Annotated in this window: 17 protein-coding genes and 1 tRNA gene; 13 read left to right on the top strand and 5 right to left on the bottom strand. The window is 66.5% G+C overall.

What is annotated here, in order from left to right:
* Nucleotides 1–36: 36 nt before the first annotated feature.
* From ASC94_RS31285 to ASC94_RS31275, 3 genes are all read left to right on the top strand, one after another.
* Complete coding sequence (locus tag ASC94_RS31285; protein ID WP_056405323.1) at nt 37–2,256, top strand: TonB-dependent receptor; 2,220 nt, start codon at nt 37–39, stop codon at nt 2,254–2,256.
* Between the two features lie 100 nt (nt 2,257–2,356).
* Nucleotides 2,357–2,432: transfer RNA gene (locus tag ASC94_RS31280), tRNA-Asn, on the top strand.
* An 80-nt stretch (nt 2,433–2,512) separates the two neighbouring features.
* Entirely contained in the window at nt 2,513–4,711 is a 2,199-nt protein-coding gene (locus tag ASC94_RS31275; RefSeq protein ID WP_056405321.1) for an OsmC domain/YcaO domain-containing protein, read from the top strand.
* Between the two features lie 37 nt (nt 4,712–4,748).
* Here ASC94_RS31275 and ASC94_RS31270 read toward each other — a convergent pair whose 3' ends face one another.
* Nucleotides 4,749–5,060 (bottom strand): hypothetical protein, encoded by a 312-nt coding sequence (locus ASC94_RS31270; protein ID WP_157201666.1) that lies wholly within the window; start codon nt 5,058–5,060, stop codon nt 4,749–4,751.
* Nucleotides 5,061–5,170: 110 nt separating this feature from the next.
* On the opposite strand from ASC94_RS31270, the gene ASC94_RS31265 reads away from it, so the two are divergent.
* Both ASC94_RS31265 and ASC94_RS31260 read left to right on the top strand, forming a co-directional pair.
* Nucleotides 5,171–6,688: a S8 family serine peptidase gene (locus ASC94_RS31265; RefSeq protein ID WP_056405317.1), complete on the top strand. Its 1,518-nt coding sequence runs from the start codon at nt 5,171–5,173 to the stop codon at nt 6,686–6,688.
* Between the two features lie 57 nt (nt 6,689–6,745).
* Entirely contained in the window at nt 6,746–6,967 is a 222-nt protein-coding gene (locus tag ASC94_RS31260; protein WP_157201665.1) for a hypothetical protein, read from the top strand.
* Here the strand turns inward: ASC94_RS31260 and ASC94_RS31255 are convergent.
* Nucleotides 6,964–7,554 (bottom strand): YdeI family protein, encoded by a 591-nt coding sequence (locus tag ASC94_RS31255; RefSeq protein WP_056405312.1) that lies wholly within the window; start codon nt 7,552–7,554, stop codon nt 6,964–6,966. The genes ASC94_RS31260 and ASC94_RS31255 overlap by 4 nt on opposite strands.
* A 100-nt stretch (nt 7,555–7,654) precedes the next feature.
* On the opposite strand from ASC94_RS31255, the gene ASC94_RS31250 reads away from it, so the two are divergent.
* Nucleotides 7,655–9,565: a DUF6351 family protein gene (locus ASC94_RS31250; protein WP_056405310.1), complete on the top strand. Its 1,911-nt coding sequence runs from the start codon at nt 7,655–7,657 to the stop codon at nt 9,563–9,565.
* Between the two features lie 22 nt (nt 9,566–9,587).
* Here the strand turns inward: ASC94_RS31250 and ASC94_RS31245 are convergent, their stop codons facing one another.
* On the bottom strand, nt 9,588–11,198 hold the full coding sequence (locus ASC94_RS31245) for a cytochrome C (protein WP_157201664.1): 1,611 nt from the start codon (nt 11,196–11,198) through the stop codon (nt 9,588–9,590).
* Between the two features lie 177 nt (nt 11,199–11,375).
* Between ASC94_RS31245 and ASC94_RS31240 the strand changes: the two genes are divergently transcribed.
* From ASC94_RS31240 to ASC94_RS31230, 3 genes are read left to right on the top strand one after another with little or no spacing between them, the layout of a single operon-like run.
* Complete coding sequence (locus ASC94_RS31240; RefSeq protein ID WP_056405308.1) at nt 11,376–12,845, top strand: ATP-binding protein; 1,470 nt, start codon at nt 11,376–11,378, stop codon at nt 12,843–12,845.
* Entirely contained in the window at nt 12,842–13,528 is a 687-nt protein-coding gene (locus ASC94_RS31235) for a response regulator (protein WP_056405307.1), read from the top strand. Before ASC94_RS31240 ends, ASC94_RS31235 begins: the two co-directional genes overlap by 4 nt.
* A gap of 41 nt (nt 13,529–13,569) precedes the next feature.
* Nucleotides 13,570–14,373, top strand: coding sequence for a ParA family protein (locus ASC94_RS31230; protein WP_056405305.1), 804 nt, complete (start codon nt 13,570–13,572; stop codon nt 14,371–14,373).
* A 3-nt stretch (nt 14,374–14,376) separates the two neighbouring features.
* On the opposite strand, the gene ASC94_RS31225 is transcribed toward ASC94_RS31230, so the two are convergent.
* A complete protein-coding gene (locus tag ASC94_RS31225) occupies nt 14,377–15,546 on the bottom strand; it encodes a citrate synthase family protein (RefSeq protein ID WP_056405303.1) in 1,170 nt (389 codons plus the stop codon).
* A gap of 72 nt (nt 15,547–15,618) precedes the next feature.
* On the opposite strand from ASC94_RS31225, the gene ASC94_RS31220 reads away from it, so the two are divergent.
* Genes ASC94_RS31220 through ASC94_RS31210 form a run of 3 tightly spaced genes read left to right on the top strand, consistent with a single transcriptional unit; the run spans nt 15,619 to nt 18,086 of the window.
* Nucleotides 15,619–16,911, top strand: coding sequence for an MFS transporter (locus tag ASC94_RS31220; protein WP_056405301.1), 1,293 nt, complete (start codon nt 15,619–15,621; stop codon nt 16,909–16,911).
* 24 nt (nt 16,912–16,935) lie between these two features.
* Nucleotides 16,936–17,712 carry an alpha/beta fold hydrolase gene (locus ASC94_RS31215; protein WP_056405298.1) on the top strand — a complete coding sequence of 259 codons (777 nt, stop codon included), beginning with the start codon at nt 16,936–16,938 and terminating at the stop codon, nt 17,710–17,712.
* A complete protein-coding gene (locus ASC94_RS31210) occupies nt 17,709–18,086 on the top strand; it encodes a VOC family protein (RefSeq protein ID WP_056405296.1) in 378 nt (125 codons plus the stop codon). Before ASC94_RS31215 ends, ASC94_RS31210 begins: the two co-directional genes overlap by 4 nt.
* 13 nt (nt 18,087–18,099) lie before the next feature.
* Here the strand turns inward: ASC94_RS31210 and ASC94_RS31205 are convergent, their stop codons facing one another.
* Complete coding sequence (locus ASC94_RS31205) at nt 18,100–18,891, bottom strand: hypothetical protein (protein ID WP_157201663.1); 792 nt, start codon at nt 18,889–18,891, stop codon at nt 18,100–18,102.
* A gap of 124 nt (nt 18,892–19,015) precedes the next feature.
* On the opposite strand from ASC94_RS31205, the gene ASC94_RS31200 reads away from it, so the two are divergent.
* Nucleotides 19,016–19,768 (top strand): M15 family metallopeptidase, encoded by a 753-nt coding sequence (locus ASC94_RS31200; RefSeq protein WP_056405292.1) that lies wholly within the window; start codon nt 19,016–19,018, stop codon nt 19,766–19,768.
* The last annotated feature ends 40 nt before the right edge of the window (nt 19,769–19,808 follow it).

Genomic DNA, 19,808 nt, shown 5'->3' with positions numbered 1-19,808 from the left:
TCTCTCTAACCAAGCACGACCCAGACAGGAATGTGAATGATTAAGATGTCCAAGATGCAGAAGCGTTTTTCCCGCACCGGCGGTGCCGTACTGGCGCTGAGCGCACTGGTGCCAGCCGGCGCCGCCATGGCCCAATCGGCTGACGCGCAGGCCCCGCAAGCCGGCCAGCTGGAGACGGTCACCGTGACCGCGCAGCGCCGTACCGAAAACATCCGCGACGTGCCGGTATCGGTATCCTCGCTGAAGGATGAAAAACTGGACGTGATCCTGTCCGGCGGCCAAGACATCCGCGTCCTGGCCGGCAAGGTGCCCAGCCTGAACGTGGAATCGTCGACCGGCCGCGTGTTCCCGCGCTTCTACATCCGCGGCTACGGCAATGCCGACTTCAGCACCTTCGCATCCCAGCCTGTGTCGCTGATCTATGACGACGTGGTGCAAGAGAACCCTATCCTCAAGGGTTTCCCGATGTTCGACCTGGCCAACGTCGAAGTGCTGCGCGGCCCGCAAGGCACGCTGTTCGGCCGTAACACCCCGGCCGGCGTGGTCAAGTTCGAATCCGCCAAGCCTAGCCTGAAGGGCATGGAAGGCTATTACAACCTGTCCTACGCCACCCACGGCACCACCAACGTGGAAGGCGCGGTCAACATTCCGCTGTCGAACGAATGGGCGGCGCGTGTGTCCACGCTGCGCCAGCACCGCGACGACTACGTGTCGAACGCCTTCACCGGCGAGAACGATTCGATGGAAGGCTACAACGAGCACGCCGAGCGCGTGCAAGTGCTGTACAAGCCGAACGCCGACTTCAACGCGCTGTTCAATGTGCACCAGCGCGTGACCACCGGCAGCTCGCGCCTGTTCCGCGCCAACATCATCAAGAAGGGCACCAACGACCTGGTGGACGGCTTCGACGCCGACAAGATCTACACCAACGGCCAGAACTTCCAGAACCTGAAAACCACCGGCGGCAATGTGCGCCTGAGCTGGGACCTGGGCGCCGTCAAGCTGTACTCCATCACCGGCTATGAAGCCATCAACCAGTACCTGAGCCGTGGCGACATCGACGGCGGCAACCCGGGCAACGCGCCGGCCGTGCCGTTCCAGGTGGAGACCGCAGGCAGCATCCCCGACCTGAAGCAGTACTCGCAGGAGTTCCGCGTGGAGTCCAAGAACGCGGGCCCGCTGAACTGGCAGGCAGGCGTGTATTACTTCAACGAAGATGCCACCGGCGGCACCGACAACTTCAACACCGCCGGCGTGCGCACCACCCGCGTCACCAGCCAGCAGAAGAACACTGCCTGGGCGGCATTCGGTTCCGTGAACTACGCCGTGAACGACCAGTTCACCGTGCGCGGCGGCCTGCGCTACACCAAGGACAAGAAGGACTTCAACACCCTGGAGGCGATCAACACCACGCTGGTCGGCCCACGCTCGGTGGAAGCCAGCAAGGACAAGATCAACTGGGACCTGAGCGGCACCTACGCGCTGAACAAGGACGTGAGCGTCTACGGCCGCGTGGCCACCGGCTTCCGCGCCCCGAGTATCGCCGCCGCTTCGACCTCGGTGCCGATCACCGTGGCCGATGCCGAAACCATCACCTCGGTGGAAGCCGGCGTGAAGGCTGACCTGCTGAACCGCCGCGCGCGCGCGTCGCTGAGCGTGTACCAGTACGACGTGAAGAACCAGCAGCTGACCGTCGTTGGCGGGAACTCCAACGTCAATAAGCTGATCAACGCGGCCAAGACCAAGGGCCACGGCCTGGAAGGCGAGATCGAAGGCTTCATCACCAACCAGTTCAAGGTTGCGCTGAGCGGTTCGTACAACTTCACCGAGATCAACGATGCGTCGCTGTCGGTGAACAAGTGCGCTCAATGCACGGTGACCGATCCGATCAACGGCGCCGGCCGCGTGGTCATCGACGGCAATGCGCTGCCGCAGGCGCCGAAGTGGATCTTCAATGCCAGCGCGCGCTACAACTGGCCGCTGGCCGAAGGCAACCTGTTCGTGCTGACCGACTGGTCCTACCGCAGCAAGGTGAACTTCTTCCTGTACGAAGCCAAAGAGTTCACCGGCAAACCGCTGACCGAAGGCGGCGTGCGCGTCGGTTACAACTGGGCGGGCGGCAAATATGAAGTGGCTGCCTTCGGCCGCAACATCACCGACACCCAGCGCATCACTGGCGCCATCGACTTCAACAACCTGACCGGCTTCATCAACGAGCCGCGCCAGTGGGGCGTGCAGTTCAAGGGCAGCTTCTAAGGGCTAGCCGTAAGCGGTCGCCCGGCAGTCCGGGGCCGGGCGATTATTTTCACCCGGCGCTGGACAGCGTGACCAAGGCTCACTATAATGTGGCCTCTTTTCCCTGATAGCTCAGTCGGTAGAGCGACGGACTGTTAATCCGCAGGTCCCTGGTTCGAGTCCAGGTCGGGGAGCCAGAATGCAAAGGCCTTGTGCGCAATCACAAGGCCTTTTTTGCATGGTTAGTCCATGCGGCCCCCTGTATTGGAACCCTCCCATGGAAATCAAAGTCAACTTCCTAGACAAGCTGCGCCTCGAAGCCAAGTTCGACGACTTCACGGTGATTGCCGACCAGCCGATCCGCTACAAGGGCGACGGTTCTGCGCCCGGTCCTTTCGACTACTTCCTGGCCTCGTCGGCCCTGTGCGCGGCCTATTTCGTCAAGCTGTATTGCAATACTCGCAATATTCCGACCGAAAATATCCGCCTGTCGCAGAACAATATCGTCGACCCTGAAAACCGCTACCAGCAGATTTTCAAGATCCAGGTCGAGCTGCCGGAGGATATCTCCGAGAAGGACCGCCAGGGCATCCTGCGCTCCATCGACCGCTGCACGGTGAAAAAGGTGGTGCAGGCCGGACCGGAGTTCGTGATTGAAGAAGTGGCCAACCTGGACGCCGACGCACAGGCGCTGCTGATGGTGAATCCGTCTGCGGAAGCGAGCACTTACATCGTGGGCAAGGATCTGCCGCTGGAGCAGACCATCGCCAATATGTCGTCGGTGCTGGCCGCGCTGGGCATCAAGATTGAAATCGCGTCGTGGCGCAATATCGTCCCGAACGTGTGGTCGCTGCACATCCGCGACGCGCACTCGCCGATGTGTTTCACCAACGGCAAGGGCTCGACCAAGGAAAGCGCGCTGGCGTCGGCGCTGGGCGAATACATCGAGCGCCTGAACAACAACCACTTCTACGCTGGCGCCTACTGGGGCGAGGACATCGCCAACGCGGCGTTTGTGCACTACCCGGATGAGCGCTGGTTCAAGCCAGGCCGCAAGGATGCGCTGCCGGCGGAAATCCTGGATGCGTACTGCCTGGAGATCTACAACCCGGACGGTGAGCTGCGCGGCTCGCACCTGTACGACACCAACTCCGGCAACACGGAGCGCGGCATCTGTTCGCTGCCGTACGTGCGCCTGTCGGACGGCGAAACCGTGTATTTCCCGTCCAACCTGGTGGAGAACCTTTTTGTCAGCAACGGCATGAGTGCCGGGAACACGCTGGCCGAAGCGCAGGTGCAGTGCCTGTCGGAGATTTTCGAGCGGGCAGTCAAGCGCGAAATCCTGGAAGGCGAGATCGCCCTGCCGGACGTGCCGCAGGAAGTGCTGGCGAAATATCCCGGCATCGTGGCCGGCATCGTGGCGCTGGAAGAGCAGGGCTTCCCGGTGCTGGTGAAGGACGCGTCGCTGGGCGGCGAGTACCCGGTGATGTGCGTTACCTTGATGAACCCGCGTACCGGCGGCGTGTTCGCCTCTTTCGGCGCGCACCCGAGCTTTGAGGTGGCGCTGGAGCGCAGCCTGACCGAACTGCTGCAGGGCCGCAGCTTCGAAGGCCTGAACGATTTGCCGCAGCCTACCTTTGCCAGCAACGCGGTGACGGAGCCGAACAACTTCGTGGAGCACTTCATCGATTCCAGCGGCATCGTGTCTTGGCGCTTTTTCAGCGCCAAGGCCGACTACGAGTTCGTGGAGTGGGATTTCTCCGGCCAGGGCGAAAATTCCAATGCCGAGGAAGCGGCGGCATTGTTCGGCATCCTCGCGGCCATGGGCAAGGAAGCCTACATGGCCGTGTACGACCAGCTGGGCGCCACCGCGTGCCGGATCCTGGTGCCGGGCTATTCGGAAGTGTATCCGGTGGAGGACCTGGTCTGGGATAACACCAACAAGGCGTTGCTGTTCCGTGCAGATATCCTGAACCTGCACCGCCTGGACGACGCCGCCCTGGAAGCGCTGCTGGATCGCCTGGAGAACAACGAGCTGGATGACTATGGCGACATCGCCACCCTGATCGGCGTGGAGTTCGACGAGAACACCGAGTGGGGCCAGCTGACGGTGCTGGAACTGAAGCTGCTGATCAATCTCGCGCTGCAGCAGTTCGAGGAGGCGCATGAACTGGTGGGTGCCTTCCTGCAGTACAACGACAACACGGTCGAGCGCCGCCTGTTCTACCAGGCCGTGAATGTGGTGCTGGAAGTGGAACTGGACGATGACCTGGAACTGGACGACTACGTCGCCAATTTCCGCCGCATGTACGGCGACCCGCGCATGGACGCGGCATTGGGATCGGTGGATGGCAGCGTGCGCTTCTTCGGCTTGACGCCCACCAGCATGAAGCTGGAAGGGCTGGACAGGCATGCGCGCCTGATCGACAGCTACAAGAAGCTGCACGCGGCGCGCGCCAAGGCCGCTGCGGCCTGACGGCGGCCTGCGCCAGGCGGGCAGCGCCCGCCTGGCCTCACCTGGCAGGTGCTGCCGGCTTGCGGGGCTTGCCGTCCACGAGCAGCGTGCGGTTGCCGCCCCTGATGACGTATTTGACTTCGGCGTTGCGTGGGACGGGGCCGTAGGACTGGCCGTTCACATACACCGCGCCATCCCTCAGTTCCACTTTGTCGTCCAGGACGGTGGCGATGGCGGAGCTGCCGCGCAGGGTGCCGACAGCCTGGCCGTCCGTAATGCTGACGGAGCTGCTGTTACTGTCGCCGAGCGCATACGATGGGGAGGTCAGCAGGACTGCCAGCAGGGGCAGGAGGCGCAGTGCGTGCTTCATGGTTTCCGGTTCCGTGATCAAAGTCGGCTATTGTGTTATCAACTATACACCAGGGGCGGTAATATTGGTGGGCTCGTGTCCACTGATTCCACTTCAAGGGGTATATCTCTATGGCTGTCAAACCGTCCAACGTCCAACGTTATGTGCTGATGCCGAAACGCGGCCTGTATTCGGCCGCGCTTAAGCTGACCGCGTCCAGCGAAGAGAAGTTCGCCAATGCGCTGTTTGTGCGCACCGGCCTGTCCGGCAAGGCCAAAGCCGCCAAGCCGAAGGCGGTGAAGGTTGTCCACTCGTTCGCCGAGACGGGCCCCAAGCTGGTGGAGCTGAGCGACGCGGAAGCGACTGCGCTGAAGGCCAGCAATGCCGGCATCAAGCTGGTGCCGGAGGTGCTCTACTATCCCGCGCGCAGCCCCAGGTGGCAAATCCTCAAGCAGTCCAGCCGCAAGGCGCAGGCCGGGGCGGTGGCAGGCATCACCCTCACCGTGGCGGATGCGGCCAGCGGCAAGCCGGTGAAGGGCGCCACGGTGGTGGCGTTCACGGACCTGGCCGGCAGAGTAGGGCAGCAGGGCACCAGCAACGCCAAAGGCCAGGTGGCCCTGAAATTCACTACCACCAGCAAGAAGCTGGAACTGCTCCTGATCTACGGGCCTGCCGGTTACTGGGGCTTGTGCGAACGCGCCGTGACGATCAAGACCGGCCAGGCGAAGAATATCGCGAGGGTCGACCTGGCCGTGCCGGATTACCTGGACACGCTGTACGGCAGCCATCCGCGCGACGCGGGCGCCGGCGTGCGCGTGGGCGTCATCGACACCGGTGTCGATGGCGCGCATCCCGACTTGGAGGTGGCGGGCGGCGCCGCCTTTGTGGCCGACGAGAAGGATGCCGGCGGCTGGGGGCCGGCCAAGCAGGACGGCGAGCATGGCACGCACGTGGCCGGGATCGTCGGCGCCCGCGGCGCGCGGCCCAAGGGCAAGCAGGGCGTGGCGCCGGGTGCGACGCTGTTCAGCTACCGTGTGTTTCCAAACGCCGGCGGTGGTGCCAGCAACTACGATATCCTGCGCGCCATCGAGCAGGGCGTGAAGGACGGGTGCGATCTGCTGAACCTGAGCCTGGGCGGCGACACGCCGGACGAAGCGGTGCGGGACGCCATCAAGTCGGCCTTCGACCAGGGCACGCTGTGCATCGTGGCGGCGGGGAACGACGGCCGCCAGCCGGTGTCCTATCCGGCCGCCTGGGGCGAGTCCGTGGCGGTGTCGGCCGCTGGCAGGCAGGGCACGTTCCCCGCCAATTCGTCCGAACAGCTGGACATCGCCCCGCCCGCCGCCACCAGCAGCAAGGACGTGTTCATTGCGCAGTTTTCCAATATCGGGCCGCAGATCGACCTGACCGGGCCTGGCGTCGGCATCGTATCCACGCTGCCGGGCAAGGGCTACGGCGTGATGAGCGGCACCTCGATGGCTTGCCCCGCCGCAGTCGGCGCCGCTGCCGTGCTGCTGGCTGCACAGCCCAAAGTGCTGGCCTTGCCGCGCGACGGCAAGCGTGCCACGGCCATGCTGGCCGTGATTAACGCGGCCGCCAAGCCGCTGGGCTTCCCCAAGGATCTGGAGGGCCTGGGCCTGCTGCCTTGACGCTGCCTTCGTTGGCTTGACGCTGGCGGTGCGCGGCATGCGTGCTATATTGAAGCCATGGGCCAGGTGATCTTACGAAGGACGAGTGCTGCGGCGGTGACCGCCGAGGAGGCGCACGCCTTGCTCGGCGGGCGCGTGATCCACCGCAGCGGCGACAATATCCTGGCCGATGTGGCGCCGGAGGAGCTGTCCGCCCTGCGGGGGAAGCTGGACGGCTGGATCGTGGCGCCGCAGGGCGAGCGCATCCAGGTGCCGGATACGCGCCGCCACATCAGCTAGTCTTTCAGGCCCTTGCCGGCCAGGATGCGCGGGGCGCACTTGTCCACCCTGGCGGTGCGCGTGGCGGACTGCTTGGCTTCGGCAAAATACAGCAGGTAGGCACGCTGGCGTCCCGGCGTGAGGGCCTCGAAGGCTTCCTGCAGCTGCGGCGAATCGTCCAGCCTTGCCTGGAACTCGGGCGCCATGTCGAAATCCGCCGTATCCTTGAATTCCACTTTCAGGCCGGCCTTGTCGACGGCGATGGCTTCCGCGATGTAGGCCTTGATGGCGGCCTTGTGCGCATCGACTTCGCCGGCGCTGGTGAAGCGGATCTGGCGCGCCGCCTGCACATTCTTGGTCTGCTGGACCAGGATGCCTTCCTCGTCCTTGAGCAACGCGCCCTTGAAAAACAGGATGGCGCAGTACTCCTTGAAGGTGTGCAGCAGCACGATATTGCTGTCATTGAAGGAGTAGCAGGGCACGCCCCACTTCAGCGCTTCATCGAGCTGGCAGTCCAGCGCGATGGCGCGCAGCTTGCGCAGCGCCTCCTTCCAGGACGTGGACTCTTCCACGTAGGCGTCTACTTTTGGGTTGGTGTTTTTCTTCATCGTCAAGCATCCCTGTTCATGGCAAGGCCGGGTGAAAGATTGTCAATATACTATATGCTATGCTGGCGTGGCAGATCAGGCAATCACAAGGAGGCACGTCATGACAGACTGGAGACTCTGGGTCGCCCGCGTTGCGGCGCCGATCGCACTGGCGGCGTGCGCTCAAGCATGGGCGCAGCCGCTGCAGCAGCCCTTCATTTGCCGTACCGAGGAGGCGGGACTGGGCCAGCCGCTGGTGGACAACCAGCAGGGCATAGGCCACCCGGTGTTCGACGCGGACCGCAAGCTGCTGGGCCACAGCCAGTACTGCAACGTCCACACCCGCGTGCTGCGTTTCTATTACAACGGCAGCCGCTTCAAGACCTACGACGCGAACGACCCGCCTTCGGATATGCGCACCGTGGCCGTCAACGGCGCCAACGTGCCGTTCGTGGTGCGGGTGGAAGTGGGCACCATCAACCGCTTCCTGTACACCATTGCCATGCTGGAGCCGGCGGCATGGAACCGCAAGCTGGTGTATTGGATGCGCGGCGGCGTCGGGATCGGCCATCAGCAAGGCATCCCCATGTGGGTGAACGAGCGCCTGAACAGTTCCGAGCGGGTGCTGATGCCCAAGCTGCTGGAGCAGGGCTATGCGGTGGCAAGTTCTTCCGGCAACGAGACGGGCGTGCACTACAACATGGCGCTGGCGGCGCAGACAGCCTTGCAGACCAAGGCGCGCTTCATTGAGGCCTACGGCAAGCCGCAGGCCACGATAGGCATAGGCGGATCGGGCGGCGCGGTGCAGCAGTATATGTTCGCGCAAAACCAGCCCGGCCTGCTCGATGCCGGCATCGCCATCCAGTCCTATCCGGACATGGTGACGCAGACGATTCCGATTTCCGATTGCCCGCTGCTGGGCCTGTACTTCAAGGAGGAGGCGGAGCGCAACCCGGCGTCGCCGTGGGCCAAGTGGCGCAACCACGCGCTGATCCAGGGCATGAACGCCAGCGACGCGTCGACCGAGTGCATCACCGGCTGGCGGCTGGCGATGCCGACCGTGCTCAATCCGGTCTTCAAGGACCCGAAATTCGACGCCGGGGCAAAGCAGTACGGCTATCCTGCGAATGTGTTCGCAAACGTGAAATGGACGCACTGGAACGACCTGGCCGACGTGTACGGCACGGATGCCCGCGGCTACGCGCCCATCCCGGTGGACAATGTGGGCGTGCAGTACGGCCTGGCGGCCCTGGCGCAGGGCAGCATCGGCGTGGAGGAATTCTTGCGCATCAATGCCTGCGTGGGCGGCTGGAAGGAGCAGGCGGAATTCGTCGATTTCGACAAGGATGCCGACCCGTTCGACAGCCGCAACATGAAGCGCAGCGCCAGCTGCCGCGATCCGGCCGGCACGCCGTCGCCGCGCCGCGCGGGCGACGTAGGCGCGATGCAGAAGGCCTATTCCTCCGGCCATGTGTTCACCGGCCAGCGCCTGGGCATCCCGGTGATCGACCTGCGGCCCTACCTGGAGCCCAAGCTGGACATGCACAACGCGCGCCAGTCCTTCTCGGTGCGCCAGCGACTGCTGGACGCCAACCCGGCCGAGGCCGGGCGCCAGGTGATCTGGTTCACGCGCAGGGATGAGGACTTGAGCATGCGCGTGATGGAAGCCTTGCCGGTGCTGGAGCGCTACCTCGCCGGCGGTACAGCATCGGCGGAGTTCACGGACAAGTGTTTCGACAGCGGCAGCACGCTGATCGCCGCCGGTCCTTCGGTATGGGACGGCATCCTGGACCGCAAGCCGGCCGGCGCCTGCACCAGGGCCTACCCGATTTACAGCAGCCCGCGCATGGTGGCGGGCGGCTCGATCAAGGGCGACGTCTTCAAGTGTGCGCTCAAGCCGCTGGATGCGGCGCTGGCGGATGGCACCTATCCGTCCGGCGTGCAGTTCTCGGCCGAACAGGCGGCCTGGCTGCGCCGCATCTTCCCGCAAGGCGTGTGCGACTATGCTCAAAAGGACGTCGGACGGCCCTGAGCGCGCCGCAGCGCGTGCGCCGCTATAGCGCCTTCAGGAATGCCGTGAGGTCGGCCACTTCCTGCGGCGTCAGGCCGATCTGGAAGCGGCGGTCGTAGAAGCGCACCACGCCTTGCAGGTCGGCCTGCGAGCCGTTATGGAAGTAAGGCGCGCGGGCGCTGAGGTTGCGCAGCACCGGCACTTTCATCCTGCCCACATCGCGCCAGCGGCCGGTCAGCATCGCCAGGCCGGGATCGGTGGTGGCCGTGATGGCGCCGGTGGCGTTATTGCGCAGCGTGTAGAGCGGCATATCCGGCGTGCGGAAGCGGCCGTCGGCCACGCCGATGTCGAGCAGCAGCGGCGATGAATGGCTGCCGGCGTTGGGGGCGTTGTGGCAGCTGGCGCAGCTGCCGCGCTGCGGCTGGGTGCCGGTCTGCGGAAAGCCAGCCACTTGCGTGATATTGAAAGGCCGGTTGTTGAACAGGGCCTCGCCGCGCGCGATGGAGGCACGCGCCAGGCTGGCGGCGGTGGGCGCAGGCGCCGGATTGCGCTGGCCGGGCCGTGGCGGCGGTGGCGGGGCTGCGAGGTTGCGCCAGGCGCCGAACATCGTCATCACATTGCGGTTGAAGGGCGCTTGCGTGCGCGAGTCGCCAGCCAGGTCGTTAATGCCAGGGTAGAACTGGGTGGCGGCCAACGCTTGCGGGCCGCCGCTGGCGCCGTTCTCCAGCAGGCTGCCCGCCACCGTGCTGGTGGACTGTGTGGCAAACAGGCCGCTTTCGAAATCGACGATGGCGCGCTGGCTGGCGGCGCTCAGCTGCTGGACGGCTTCGGCGTGGCCGCGCACGGCGTCGCCGGCTTGCGCCAGCAGGCCGCTGTCGATGCTGGCGCCCGGCTGGCTTTCGCGCGCGTCCCACATCACACTGCTGAGGAAGGCCAGGTTGGCGGAGGGCAGCGGGCGGCGGAACAGCGACAGTTCGCGCGCGCTGGCGAAGTTGTAGGGATCTTCCGCACGCAGCAGCGTGAACTCGGCGTTCGCTGGCATAGCCATGCCGACGCGGATCAAGCCCTTGGTCAGCAGCATGCTGTAGGCAAGGCGCTTCTGGTCCAGCGTGGCCACGGCGGCGGTGGGGGCGTTGGCGCCGTCCACCAGGCGGAATACCGGATCCGCGCCCTGGCTTTGCTCGAAGCGCTGGGCCAGGCCGCGCGGCGTTACGCTCCATCCGGCGTTCTCGCTGTGGCAGCTGGCGCAGCTGCGGCCGTTGCCCATGGGCGTAAAGAAGGGATTGGCCATGTCGATGAAGCCTGCCCGGCTGACGGTAAGCGAGGCGCCGTCCGGGTTGGCCTGCGGGACAGGCGCGGCCGGCGCAGGAACGCCCAGCGCGGCGCGCGAGACGGTGGCTGATGAGACAGTGGTGATGGCGCCGGTGCCGGCGGTGCCGGTGGTGCCGTTGATGGCGGTGGCGGTGGCGGTGGCGGGCGTGCCGGCGGCAGCGTCGGCGGCAGGGGGGGCTGCTGCTGCTGTTGCTGCGGAACTGGCGCCGCCGGCCGCCAGCAACTGCGGTGCGGCGGTGCCGGCGGCTTGTTCTCCGCTGCCGCCGCAGGCGGCGAGCGATGCGGCCAGTGCGGTGGCGGCGAAGCGGATGGTTGCACGCATGGTGTACTCCTTGTCTTGTTCTGATGGCCCCATCGTGGCGCCGCAATGTGGAGGAAAAATGGAGGCGGTGCTGCGCAATGGGCCGCCGTGGGAAAACCGCCACATCCACAATTGCTGCACATTCGGCGGGTATGATGGCGGGATGAACCCACTCCACCTTCCGTCCAGGTATCGCGCATGCGGCTGACCATCGCTCGCAAGATCGCGCTCGCGGTCAGCGCCATCGTCATCCTGTGCATCGGCACCATGGCGTGGCTGACCAGCGCCAACCTGCAGCGCGGCTTTATCGCCTATCTGAACGAAATGCAGGCGCAGGACCTGGAGCAGGTCAGCGGCCTGCTGGCGGAGCGCTACAAGCGCGAGGGCAGTTTCGACTGGCTGCGCGGGCGGCCGCGCGCCATGAAAGATGTGCTGGACCAGATGTCCCCGCAATTGATGATGGAACCGGATGCGCCGCCCCAGCACCGCCCGCCGCCGCGCCGCGATGGATACGGCCCGCCGCGCCCGGGAGATCCGCCGCCGCGCGAAGGCCCGATGCGCGATCCGATGGCGTTCGCGCGCCGACTGTCCGTGCTGGATGAGGAAGGCCGTTCCGTGATTGGTCCGCGCGATCCGCCGCCCGGCATCCAGCGCCCCATCATGGTGGACGGGCGCGAAGTGGGCCGGGTGCATTTGCTGCAGCTGCGCCAGGCCAGCGGCGCCAACACCAGCGCGGCCGGCTTCTTGCGCACGCAGGTGCGCGACATCCTGCTGCTGGCCGGCGCCTTGCTGTTGGTTGCCGTGGCGCTGGCGGCGGCCCTGGCGCGCCATCTGCTGCGGCCTGTGGTGGCCGTGCACGGCGTGACGGCGCGGCTGGCGCTGGGCGAGTTTTCGGCGCGCGCCCCAGTGCTGAGCCGCGACGAGCTGGGCGAACTGGCGCTGCACGTGAACGCCATGGCGCAGGAACTGGAACGCAACGAGCAGCAGCGCCGCCAGGTCATGGCCGACGTGTCGCATGAACTGCGCACGCCGCTGACGGTGATACGCGGCGAAATTGAAGCACTGCTGGACGGCATCCGCAAAGCCGATCCCGGCGCGCTGGAATCCCTGCACGGTGAAGTGCTGCGCCTGACCAAGCTGGTGGACGACCTGCACCAGCTGGCGCTGGCCGACGCGGGCGACCTGCACTGCGAACTGCGCGAACTGGATTGGCGCGGCTTGCTGGCGCCGCTGCTGGAGCGCTACCGCCCGCGCGCGGCCGCTGCGGGACTGGAACTGGCCTGGACGCTGGGCCACCAGCCGGTGCCGGTACGGGCCGACGCGGGCCGCCTGGAACAAGTGATGATCAATCTGCTGGAGAACAGCGTGCGCTATACGGACGCCGGCGGCCGCATCGCCCTGGCGCTGTCGGCACGCGACGGCCACGCCGAACTGGCCTTGGATGACAGTGCGCCCGGCGTGCCGCCCGGCGCGTATGCGCGCCTGTTCGAGCGGCTGTATCGCGTGGACCGCGCGCGCACGCGGGAACGCGGGGGCAGCGGACTGGGGCTGTCGATCTGCAAGGCGCTGGTGGCCGCGCACGGCGGCGAGATCGTGGCGCAACCGTCCGCCCTGGGCGGCTTGCGCATCCGCCTGCGCTTGCCGCTGGCAGGCAAGGAGCATCAATGAGCATGGAAAACGCCCACGTGCTGGTGGTGGAGGACGACGTCAAGATTGCGGCGCTGCTGGCGGACTACCTGCACGCCAGCGGCTGCCGCGCCACGTGCATCGCGGACGGAGCGCAGGCGCTGGCGTTCCTGCGCGCCACGCCGGTGGACCTGGTGCTGCTGGACTTGATGCTGCCGGGGATGGACGGCCTGGCGCTGTGCCAGGCGGCGCGGCGCTTTCTGCAAGTGCCCATCATCATGCTGACCGCGCGGGTGGACGAGGTGGACCGGCTCCTGGGCCTGGAGGCCGGGGCGGACGATTACGTCTGCAAGCCCTTCAGCCCGCGCGAGGTGGTGGCGCGGGTGCGCGCCCAGCTGCGGCGCGCGTCCGGGGCGATGGTACAGGCGGCGCCGCTGTTCGCGGTGGACCGGACCTGCATGCGCGTGCTGCTGGCCGGCGTACCGCTGGCGCTCACGCCGGTGGAGTTCCGCCTGCTGGCCGAGCTTATTGAGCATCCGGAGCGGGTGTATTCGCGCCAGCAGCTGCTGGACGTGGCACACGAGGACCAGCGCGACATCAGCGACCGCACCGTCGACTCCCACATCAAGAATATCCGCCGCAAGCTGGCCGCGCGGCCGGCCGCAGCCGACTGTTTGCAGTCGGTGTATGGCGTAGGCTACAGGTTCGAGTTGGCAATCTGCTAAAATTGTTTCATCCCCTCGCATACCCAACGTACGGAGCAGGCATGAAACGTGTGATATTCAACCAGAAGGGCGGCGTCGGGAAATCGACCATCGCCGTGAATCTCGCCGCGATTGCGGCCTACCATGGCAAGAAGACGCTGCTGATCGATATCGACCCGCAGTGCAATTCGAGCCGCTATCTGCTGGGTGACGCGGCCAAGGAAATCGAACCGACGGTGGCGGGGTATTTCGAGCAGACCCTGAACTTCATGGTGTTCTCGCTGTCTGCGCGCGGCTACGTGCATGAGACGAGCTTCGAGAACTTGTGGCTGATGCCCTCGCATCCGGAGATCGGCGAACTGCAGTCGAAGCTGGAGTCGCGCCACAAAATCTACAAGCTGCGCGACGCGCTCAACGAGCTGTCCAAGGAGTTTGACGAGATCATCATCGACACGCCTCCGGCCTACAACTTCTTCACGCAGTCGGCGCTGATCGCGGCGGACACCTGTCTGATCCCGTTCGACTGCGACGATTTTTCGCGCCAGGCCTTGTACACCTTGATGAACAACGTCCGCGAGATCAAGGCGGACCACAATCCCGCGCTGGAGATCGAGGGCATTATCGTGAACCAGTTCCAGCCGCGCGCCAACCTGCCGCAGCGCATGGTCGACGAGCTGCTGGCGGAGGGCTTGCCGGTGCTGCAGAACAAGCTGTCGAGCTCCATCAAGGTGCGCGAGTCGCACGAGCGCTGCCTGCCGATGATCCACCTGGACAGCCGTCACAAGCTGTCGCAGGAATTCCTGGCGCTGTACGAGGAGCTGGAGTTCGCGCAGCGGAACCAGGCCGGGGAACGCAAGCGCGGCTGACCGCTAAGGTGCGCGGAACTCGCCGACGTAGCGGGCGCGCGGCCGTATCATGCCGCCATCTGCCACCTGTTCTGCAGCGTGCGCGAGCCAGCCGGCGGAACGCGCCAGCGCGAAGATGACGATGCCGCTGTGCTGCGGCAGGTCCAGCGCCAATTCCAGCGCCGCCAGTGCGAAGTCCGAATTCGGTTCGGCGCCAGCGGTGCGGGCTGCCCTGGCCGCCACCGCGAGCACGCCTGCGGCTTGCGGCAAAGGCCGTATCATGTCCAGCAGCACCTTGGCGCGCGGGTCGCCGTTGGGATAGAGCGGATGGCCGAAGCCCGGGCGCATGGGCTGCAAGCCGCCCGCCGCCGTGCCTTCCATTTGTGCCAGGATCACCTCTTTCGCCATCAGATAATGGCCCCCATGTTCGCGGCCGGACAGCGCTGCCAGGCCCGCGCACAGCACGGCCGGCAGCGCCGCCCCGGTGGAGGCCACGCAGCGCACCGTGAACGCCGATGTGTTTAGCTCATGGTCCGCCATCAGCACCAGCGCGGCACGCAGCAGGTCCTTGCCCGCGCCGCCCAACTTCCATGCCCGCGCCACCTGTTCGTGCAATGGCGCCTGTGTGATGTCCGCGCCGAGCAGCAGGCCGGCCAGCATGCGCATCAGCTGTGCAGGCTGCTCCGCTTGCACGGGTTGTCCCGATTGCAGCGATTGCACCGATTGCGCCGATTGCGCCGCCAGCACAGGCAGGAATGCCATCGCGCGTTCCAGCGGCGGCATGGCGCGCGCCAGCGCGGCGGCGGCAGGCGGGAGCACCGGCAGCGGTGGCAGCGTAGCGGGGGCGCCTGCCTGCTCCCACAGGATGGCGGCGGTCTGCTCCAGCGTGGCGCAGGCCGCCAGCCCGGCGCTGTCGTGGCCACGGTAAAACAGCTTGCCATCGGCGATCAGTGAAATGCGCGACTCCAGCACCGGCACGCCCCAGCTCATGGCGGCGGCGACCGCATGGCCGGCGCGCTTGCCGTCGGCCTTGCGCGCGGCAAGGCGCAGCACCTCCTCGTGCGCATACCGCTTGCTGCGCGTCTTGCCATCGGCGATGGAGCTGAGCAGGCCCCGGCTGACATAGGCGTACAAGGTGGCAGGCGATACGCCCAGTATGGCCGCCGCTTCCCTGGACGAGAGCTCTTTTTTCATGCGCAGCTTTATTTATGTTGATTGCCGGAGTCAAGATTGACGCCGTTTTCGCGCGCCACCTACACTCATTGTATGCATAAGAACACACCGCTCGCAATGCCGTCCGCGCCGCCGGCGCGCCGCAAGGTCCCCATGCTGCAGCCGCTGCGCCACCGGCGCTACCGCCAGCTCTGGTTGGCCAACCTGCTGTCCAACCTTGGGACCTGGACCCAGACTTTCGCCTCTGCCTGGCTGGTGGCGTCCATTTCACCGGCGGCGCACACCTCGGCGCTGGTGCCTGCGGCGAGCTATGCGCCCATGCTGGCCTTCGGCCTGCTGGCCGGCGTGGTGGCGGATGCGGTGCCGCGACCCAGGCTGCTGTTCTGCGTGAACGTCTTCATGGCGCTGGCTGCGGCAGGCATGGCGGCACTGGCGGGCATCGGCACGGCATCGCCCGCCGCCGTGCTGGCGCTGACTTTCATGATGGGAACCGGCTCCGCCTTCATGTGGCCGGCGTGGCAGGCCGCCATGTCCGGGCTGGTGCAGCCTGACGAAGTTGAAGCGGCCGCTTCGCTGAATAACCTGAGTTTCAATGTCGCCGCCACCGCCGGCCCTGCGCTGGGCGGCGTGCTGTTCCTGTGGGTGGGGGCCGCGCCGCTGTTTCTGTTTAACGCGCTGTCCTTTGGCGGGCTGCTGCTGGTGTACCTGAACTGGATGCGCAGCGGGGATGGCGCAGGGCGACCGCAGGGCGGACGGGCACCAGGGCCGGCGCCCGCCGGCGGCGTCAGCTGGCAGGGCTTCCGCGCGGGACTGCAGGCGGCCTTCGGTTCGGCCGCGTATCGACGGCTGCTGCGCCACACGGTGTGCATATTTAGCGCCGCCATTGCCTATACCGCGCTGCTGCCGCTGTTCGTGCGCGACGTGCTGCACCGCGAGGCGGGGGCGTTCGGCACGCTGATGGCGTGCGTCGGCGTTGGTGCGGTGCTGGCTGCCTTTGTGCTGCCGGAGCTGCGTGCACGGTGCGAACGCCGCCATCTGCTGGCGGGTGCGGTGGCCGTCTTCGGGGCCATGTTGCTGGCGCTGCCCCACGTGAAGGCCTGGGCGCTGCTGATGGCCATGTCCGCCATGGGCGGGGTGGCCTGGTCCACCATGGTGACAACGCTGAACAGTACGGCGCAGCTCTCCTTTCCCAGCGAGCTGCGGGCGCGAACGCTGTCGGTGTATCTGATGGCGATGGCGCTCGGTCAGACCGGTGGCAGCCTGTTGTGGGGTGGGATGGCTGAACTGGCCGGGGTGCCGCGCGCGATGATGCTGGCCGGCGGCTGCCTGCTGCTGTACGCGCTGCCGCTGCTGCGCCGGCGCACGCAACAGCAGTGTAATCTGTAGGCTGGAACGGTACGGGAGAACAAGATGGCACTGCTGGAACTGGCCGAGGGCGGCCAGCTGTATTACGAATGGATCGGGGGGCACGGCGGCGCGGCGGGCAAGCCTGTACTGGTGTTCCTGCATGAGGGGCTGGGCTGTGCTGCGATGTGGAAGGACTTTTCAGCGCGCCTGTGCGCGCAGGCGGGCTGCGAAGGACTGGTCTACGATCGGCGCGGCTATGGCCAGTCGGTCCCGCTGGCCGCCGGCCGCAGTGTGCACTACCTGCACCGTTACGCGCTGGAAGAGTTGCCCCAGGTGCTGGCGCTGCTTGGCGGCCGGCCCTACGTGGTGCTGGGCCACTCGGACGGCGGCAGCATCGCGCTGATTCATGCTGCGGACCAGCCGCCAGGCCTGGCCGGCGTGGTGACCGAGGCGGCGCATGTGTTCGTGGAGGATGTGACCCTGGCGGGCATCCGCGAGGCACGCGCCGCGTATGATGCGGGCAAGCTGCGCGGCCTGTCTCGCTACCACGGTGCCAAGACGGACCAGATTTTCGGCGCCTGGGCCGATACCTGGCTGCGCCCGGCATTCGGCCGCTGGAATATTGAGTACCTGCTGCCATCGGTAACGCGCCCTGTACTGGCGCTGCAAGGCAGCGGGGACCAGTATGGCACGGTGGCGCAGCTCGACGCCATTGCGGCGCAGGCGCCGCGCGCGCGCACGGCCATGCTGCCGGACTGCGGCCACACGCCGCACCTGGAGCAGCCGGAGGCGGTGCTGCGTGCCGTGGCGGCATTCTTGAAGGAGCTGGAGGAAAAATGATAGACCGCCTGGATCACCTGGTGCTGACCACGCGCGACCGCGAGCGCTGCATTGATTTTTATACGCGGGTGCTGGGCATGCAGCTTGAGGCGTTCGGCGCCGGCCGCGTAGCGTTCAAGTACGGTGTGCAGAAGATCAACCTGCATGAATACGGCAAGGAGTTCCTGCCGAAAGCGGCGCAGCCCACGCCCGGTTCGCTGGACCTGTGCTTTATCGCGTCCATTCCCCTGGACGAGGTGATCGCACGGCTCGCGCAGCTGGCGGTGCCGATCGAGGAGGGGCCGGTGGCGCGCACGGGCGCCAACTGGCCAATCCGCTCGATCTACCTGCGGGACCCGGACCGGAACCTGATCGAAATATCGGAACGGGCTTGAGCTGATCGGGCAGTCAATCGCTGAGCGGCGTGCGGCACGCGGCTTCGTGCAGCCACTGGCCATCGCAGATGCGTGCACGGCACAGGCCTGCCTCCGGCCCGCCCAGCCGCCCGCAACGGCGCAGCAGCGCGTCCGTGCTGTCGCCGTCCCTGCGTTCGACCACGTCGCGCGTGTGTACCATGGCGGACGGCTGGCCGTCCGTGTGCGCCACCAGCGCGGCCAGCAGGGCCACGTCACTGTCCGTATGCTGTGCGGCGGCGGCCAGTCGCGCCGGGCCGGCTGCCCGCGCATGGCGTGGCTGATGGCGCTGGCGCGTGTGCGTGCCGCGTTCGGTGTGCAGTGCGGGGTGGGCCGATGGCGGTGCCGCAGTGGGAGCCGGCGCCGCAATCGCAGCAAGTGCCGGAGCCTCCCGAAGGGGCGGCGCGGCCTTCGCCTGCATTGCTGCGGCCAGCTTCTGCCGGGCCGGCGCCATGGCCGGCAGCGGTTCGTTCACAATGGCGGCCGCGCGCCGCTGCACCTCATCCGGCGTGCTCACCGGCGGCGCCTGCGGGACGGCCGGCGCGAAGGGCTGGCTGTATGGCGCCGGCGCCAGGCCCCAATAGCTGATGGCCGCAATGGCCGCAGTGACAACCGCCAGCAGTGTTAGCACAGTCACGAGTTGAATGGGCCGCAGCCGGCCAAGGCGGGCTACCGGCGTGTTGGTCTTGCCGCTGTTTTCCAGGCTCGCCAGGATGCGCCGGCTGCCGTCACCCGGCAGCGCGGCGGAAAACAAGTCCGGCCTTTGTGGCGGTGTGGATTTGTCCAAGCTATCCTCCCAAGGTTTGATCTGCTTCGGAACGGCATGCCCAAGGACGGCATACGATGGGGCGATTCCGGTGCTGCCGCCAGTGTGCGGCCAGCCGCCCGGCCACGCTTTGACGGAGCGCACTATGCTTGTCGTTTCCTTGCTGTTGTTGTTTTTCTTCGCCTGCGCCGGGGGATGGCTCTTGCTGTTCCCGGCCGGGCGCGATGCGCTGCTTGCCCTGGCTTGGCCGCGTTGCAGGGAATTGCTGCGGCGCCGGCAGGCATGGCTGCTGGCCGGCGCTGCGCTCTTGCTGCTGTTGCCGCCCCTCCTGGCAATCGTGGCAGGCCGCCGGATGGCGCTGCCCGGCTATGACAGCGACGGGCGCGCCGTGAACGGGCAGGTGGCCGCGCTGCTCCAGGGAGAGCAACTGGTGCCGCCGCCGTCCCTGCCGCCGCTGGCCTTCACGACGTCCGAGGTGGTGCGCGTCCGGCCATTGCTCGCGGGCGCCAGCCGCAGCTGGCAACTGTTCAACCCCGAGTTCGAGCAGCGCCTGCTGCTGGTGTTCCGCATCATGAAGGAGCGCCACGGCTACGACATGGCGCTGCTTGAGGGCTACCGCAGCCCGGAGCGCCAGGAACTGCTGGCCAGCGCTGGCGCCAGCGTCACCAATGCGCGCGCCTTCCAGAGCTACCACCAGTTCGGCCTTGCCGCGGACTGCGCCTTTCTGCGCGACGGCAAGCTGGTGATCTCCGAGAGGGATCCCTGGGCCATGCGCGGCTACCGGCTGTACGGCGAGGCCGCCGAAGCCGCAGGCCTGACCTGGGGCGGGCGCTGGACCATGATGGACTTCGGCCACACGGAGCTGCGCCTTCCCGGCGCGATGCAGCGCAAACGCTGAGGCTTGTGCTGCCTCAAGAATCCATCTCGGGGCCGGTGGC

This window comes from Massilia sp. Root418 (assembly GCF_001425265.1).
GTDB lineage: Bacteria > Pseudomonadota > Gammaproteobacteria > Burkholderiales > Burkholderiaceae_D > Rugamonas.
This window is presented reverse-complemented; position numbering and strand designations above follow the sequence as displayed.

Bases quoted from the DNA above. Each gene is read 5' to 3' on its own strand.
- ASC94_RS31240 (WP_056405308.1), top strand. From the start codon at position 11,376: ATGCGGCTGACCATCGCTCGCAAGATCGCGCTCGCGGTCAGCGCCATC.
- ASC94_RS31220 (WP_056405301.1), top strand. From the start codon at position 15,619: ATGCATAAGAACACACCGCTCGCAATGCCGTCCGCGCCGCCGGCGCGC.
- ASC94_RS31200 (WP_056405292.1), top strand. From the start codon at position 19,016: ATGCTTGTCGTTTCCTTGCTGTTGTTGTTTTTCTTCGCCTGCGCCGGG.
- ASC94_RS31260 (WP_157201665.1), top strand. From the start codon at position 6,746: ATGGGCCAGGTGATCTTACGAAGGACGAGTGCTGCGGCGGTGACCGCC.
- ASC94_RS31235 (WP_056405307.1), top strand. From the start codon at position 12,842: ATGAGCATGGAAAACGCCCACGTGCTGGTGGTGGAGGACGACGTCAAG.
- ASC94_RS31255 (WP_056405312.1), bottom strand. From the start codon at position 7,554: ATGAAGAAAAACACCAACCCAAAAGTAGACGCCTACGTGGAAGAGTCC.
- ASC94_RS31210 (WP_056405296.1), top strand. From the start codon at position 17,709: ATGATAGACCGCCTGGATCACCTGGTGCTGACCACGCGCGACCGCGAG.
- ASC94_RS31230 (WP_056405305.1), top strand. From the start codon at position 13,570: ATGAAACGTGTGATATTCAACCAGAAGGGCGGCGTCGGGAAATCGACC.
- ASC94_RS31250 (WP_056405310.1), top strand. From the start codon at position 7,655: ATGACAGACTGGAGACTCTGGGTCGCCCGCGTTGCGGCGCCGATCGCA.
- ASC94_RS31215 (WP_056405298.1), top strand. From the start codon at position 16,936: ATGGCACTGCTGGAACTGGCCGAGGGCGGCCAGCTGTATTACGAATGG.
- ASC94_RS31245 (WP_157201664.1), bottom strand. From the start codon at position 11,198: ATGCGTGCAACCATCCGCTTCGCCGCCACCGCACTGGCCGCATCGCTC.
- ASC94_RS31285 (WP_056405323.1), top strand. From the start codon at position 37: ATGATTAAGATGTCCAAGATGCAGAAGCGTTTTTCCCGCACCGGCGGT.
- ASC94_RS31270 (WP_157201666.1), bottom strand. From the start codon at position 5,060: ATGAAGCACGCACTGCGCCTCCTGCCCCTGCTGGCAGTCCTGCTGACC.
- ASC94_RS31225 (WP_056405303.1), bottom strand. From the start codon at position 15,546: ATGAAAAAAGAGCTCTCGTCCAGGGAAGCGGCGGCCATACTGGGCGTA.
- ASC94_RS31275 (WP_056405321.1), top strand. From the start codon at position 2,513: ATGGAAATCAAAGTCAACTTCCTAGACAAGCTGCGCCTCGAAGCCAAG.
- ASC94_RS31265 (WP_056405317.1), top strand. From the start codon at position 5,171: ATGGCTGTCAAACCGTCCAACGTCCAACGTTATGTGCTGATGCCGAAA.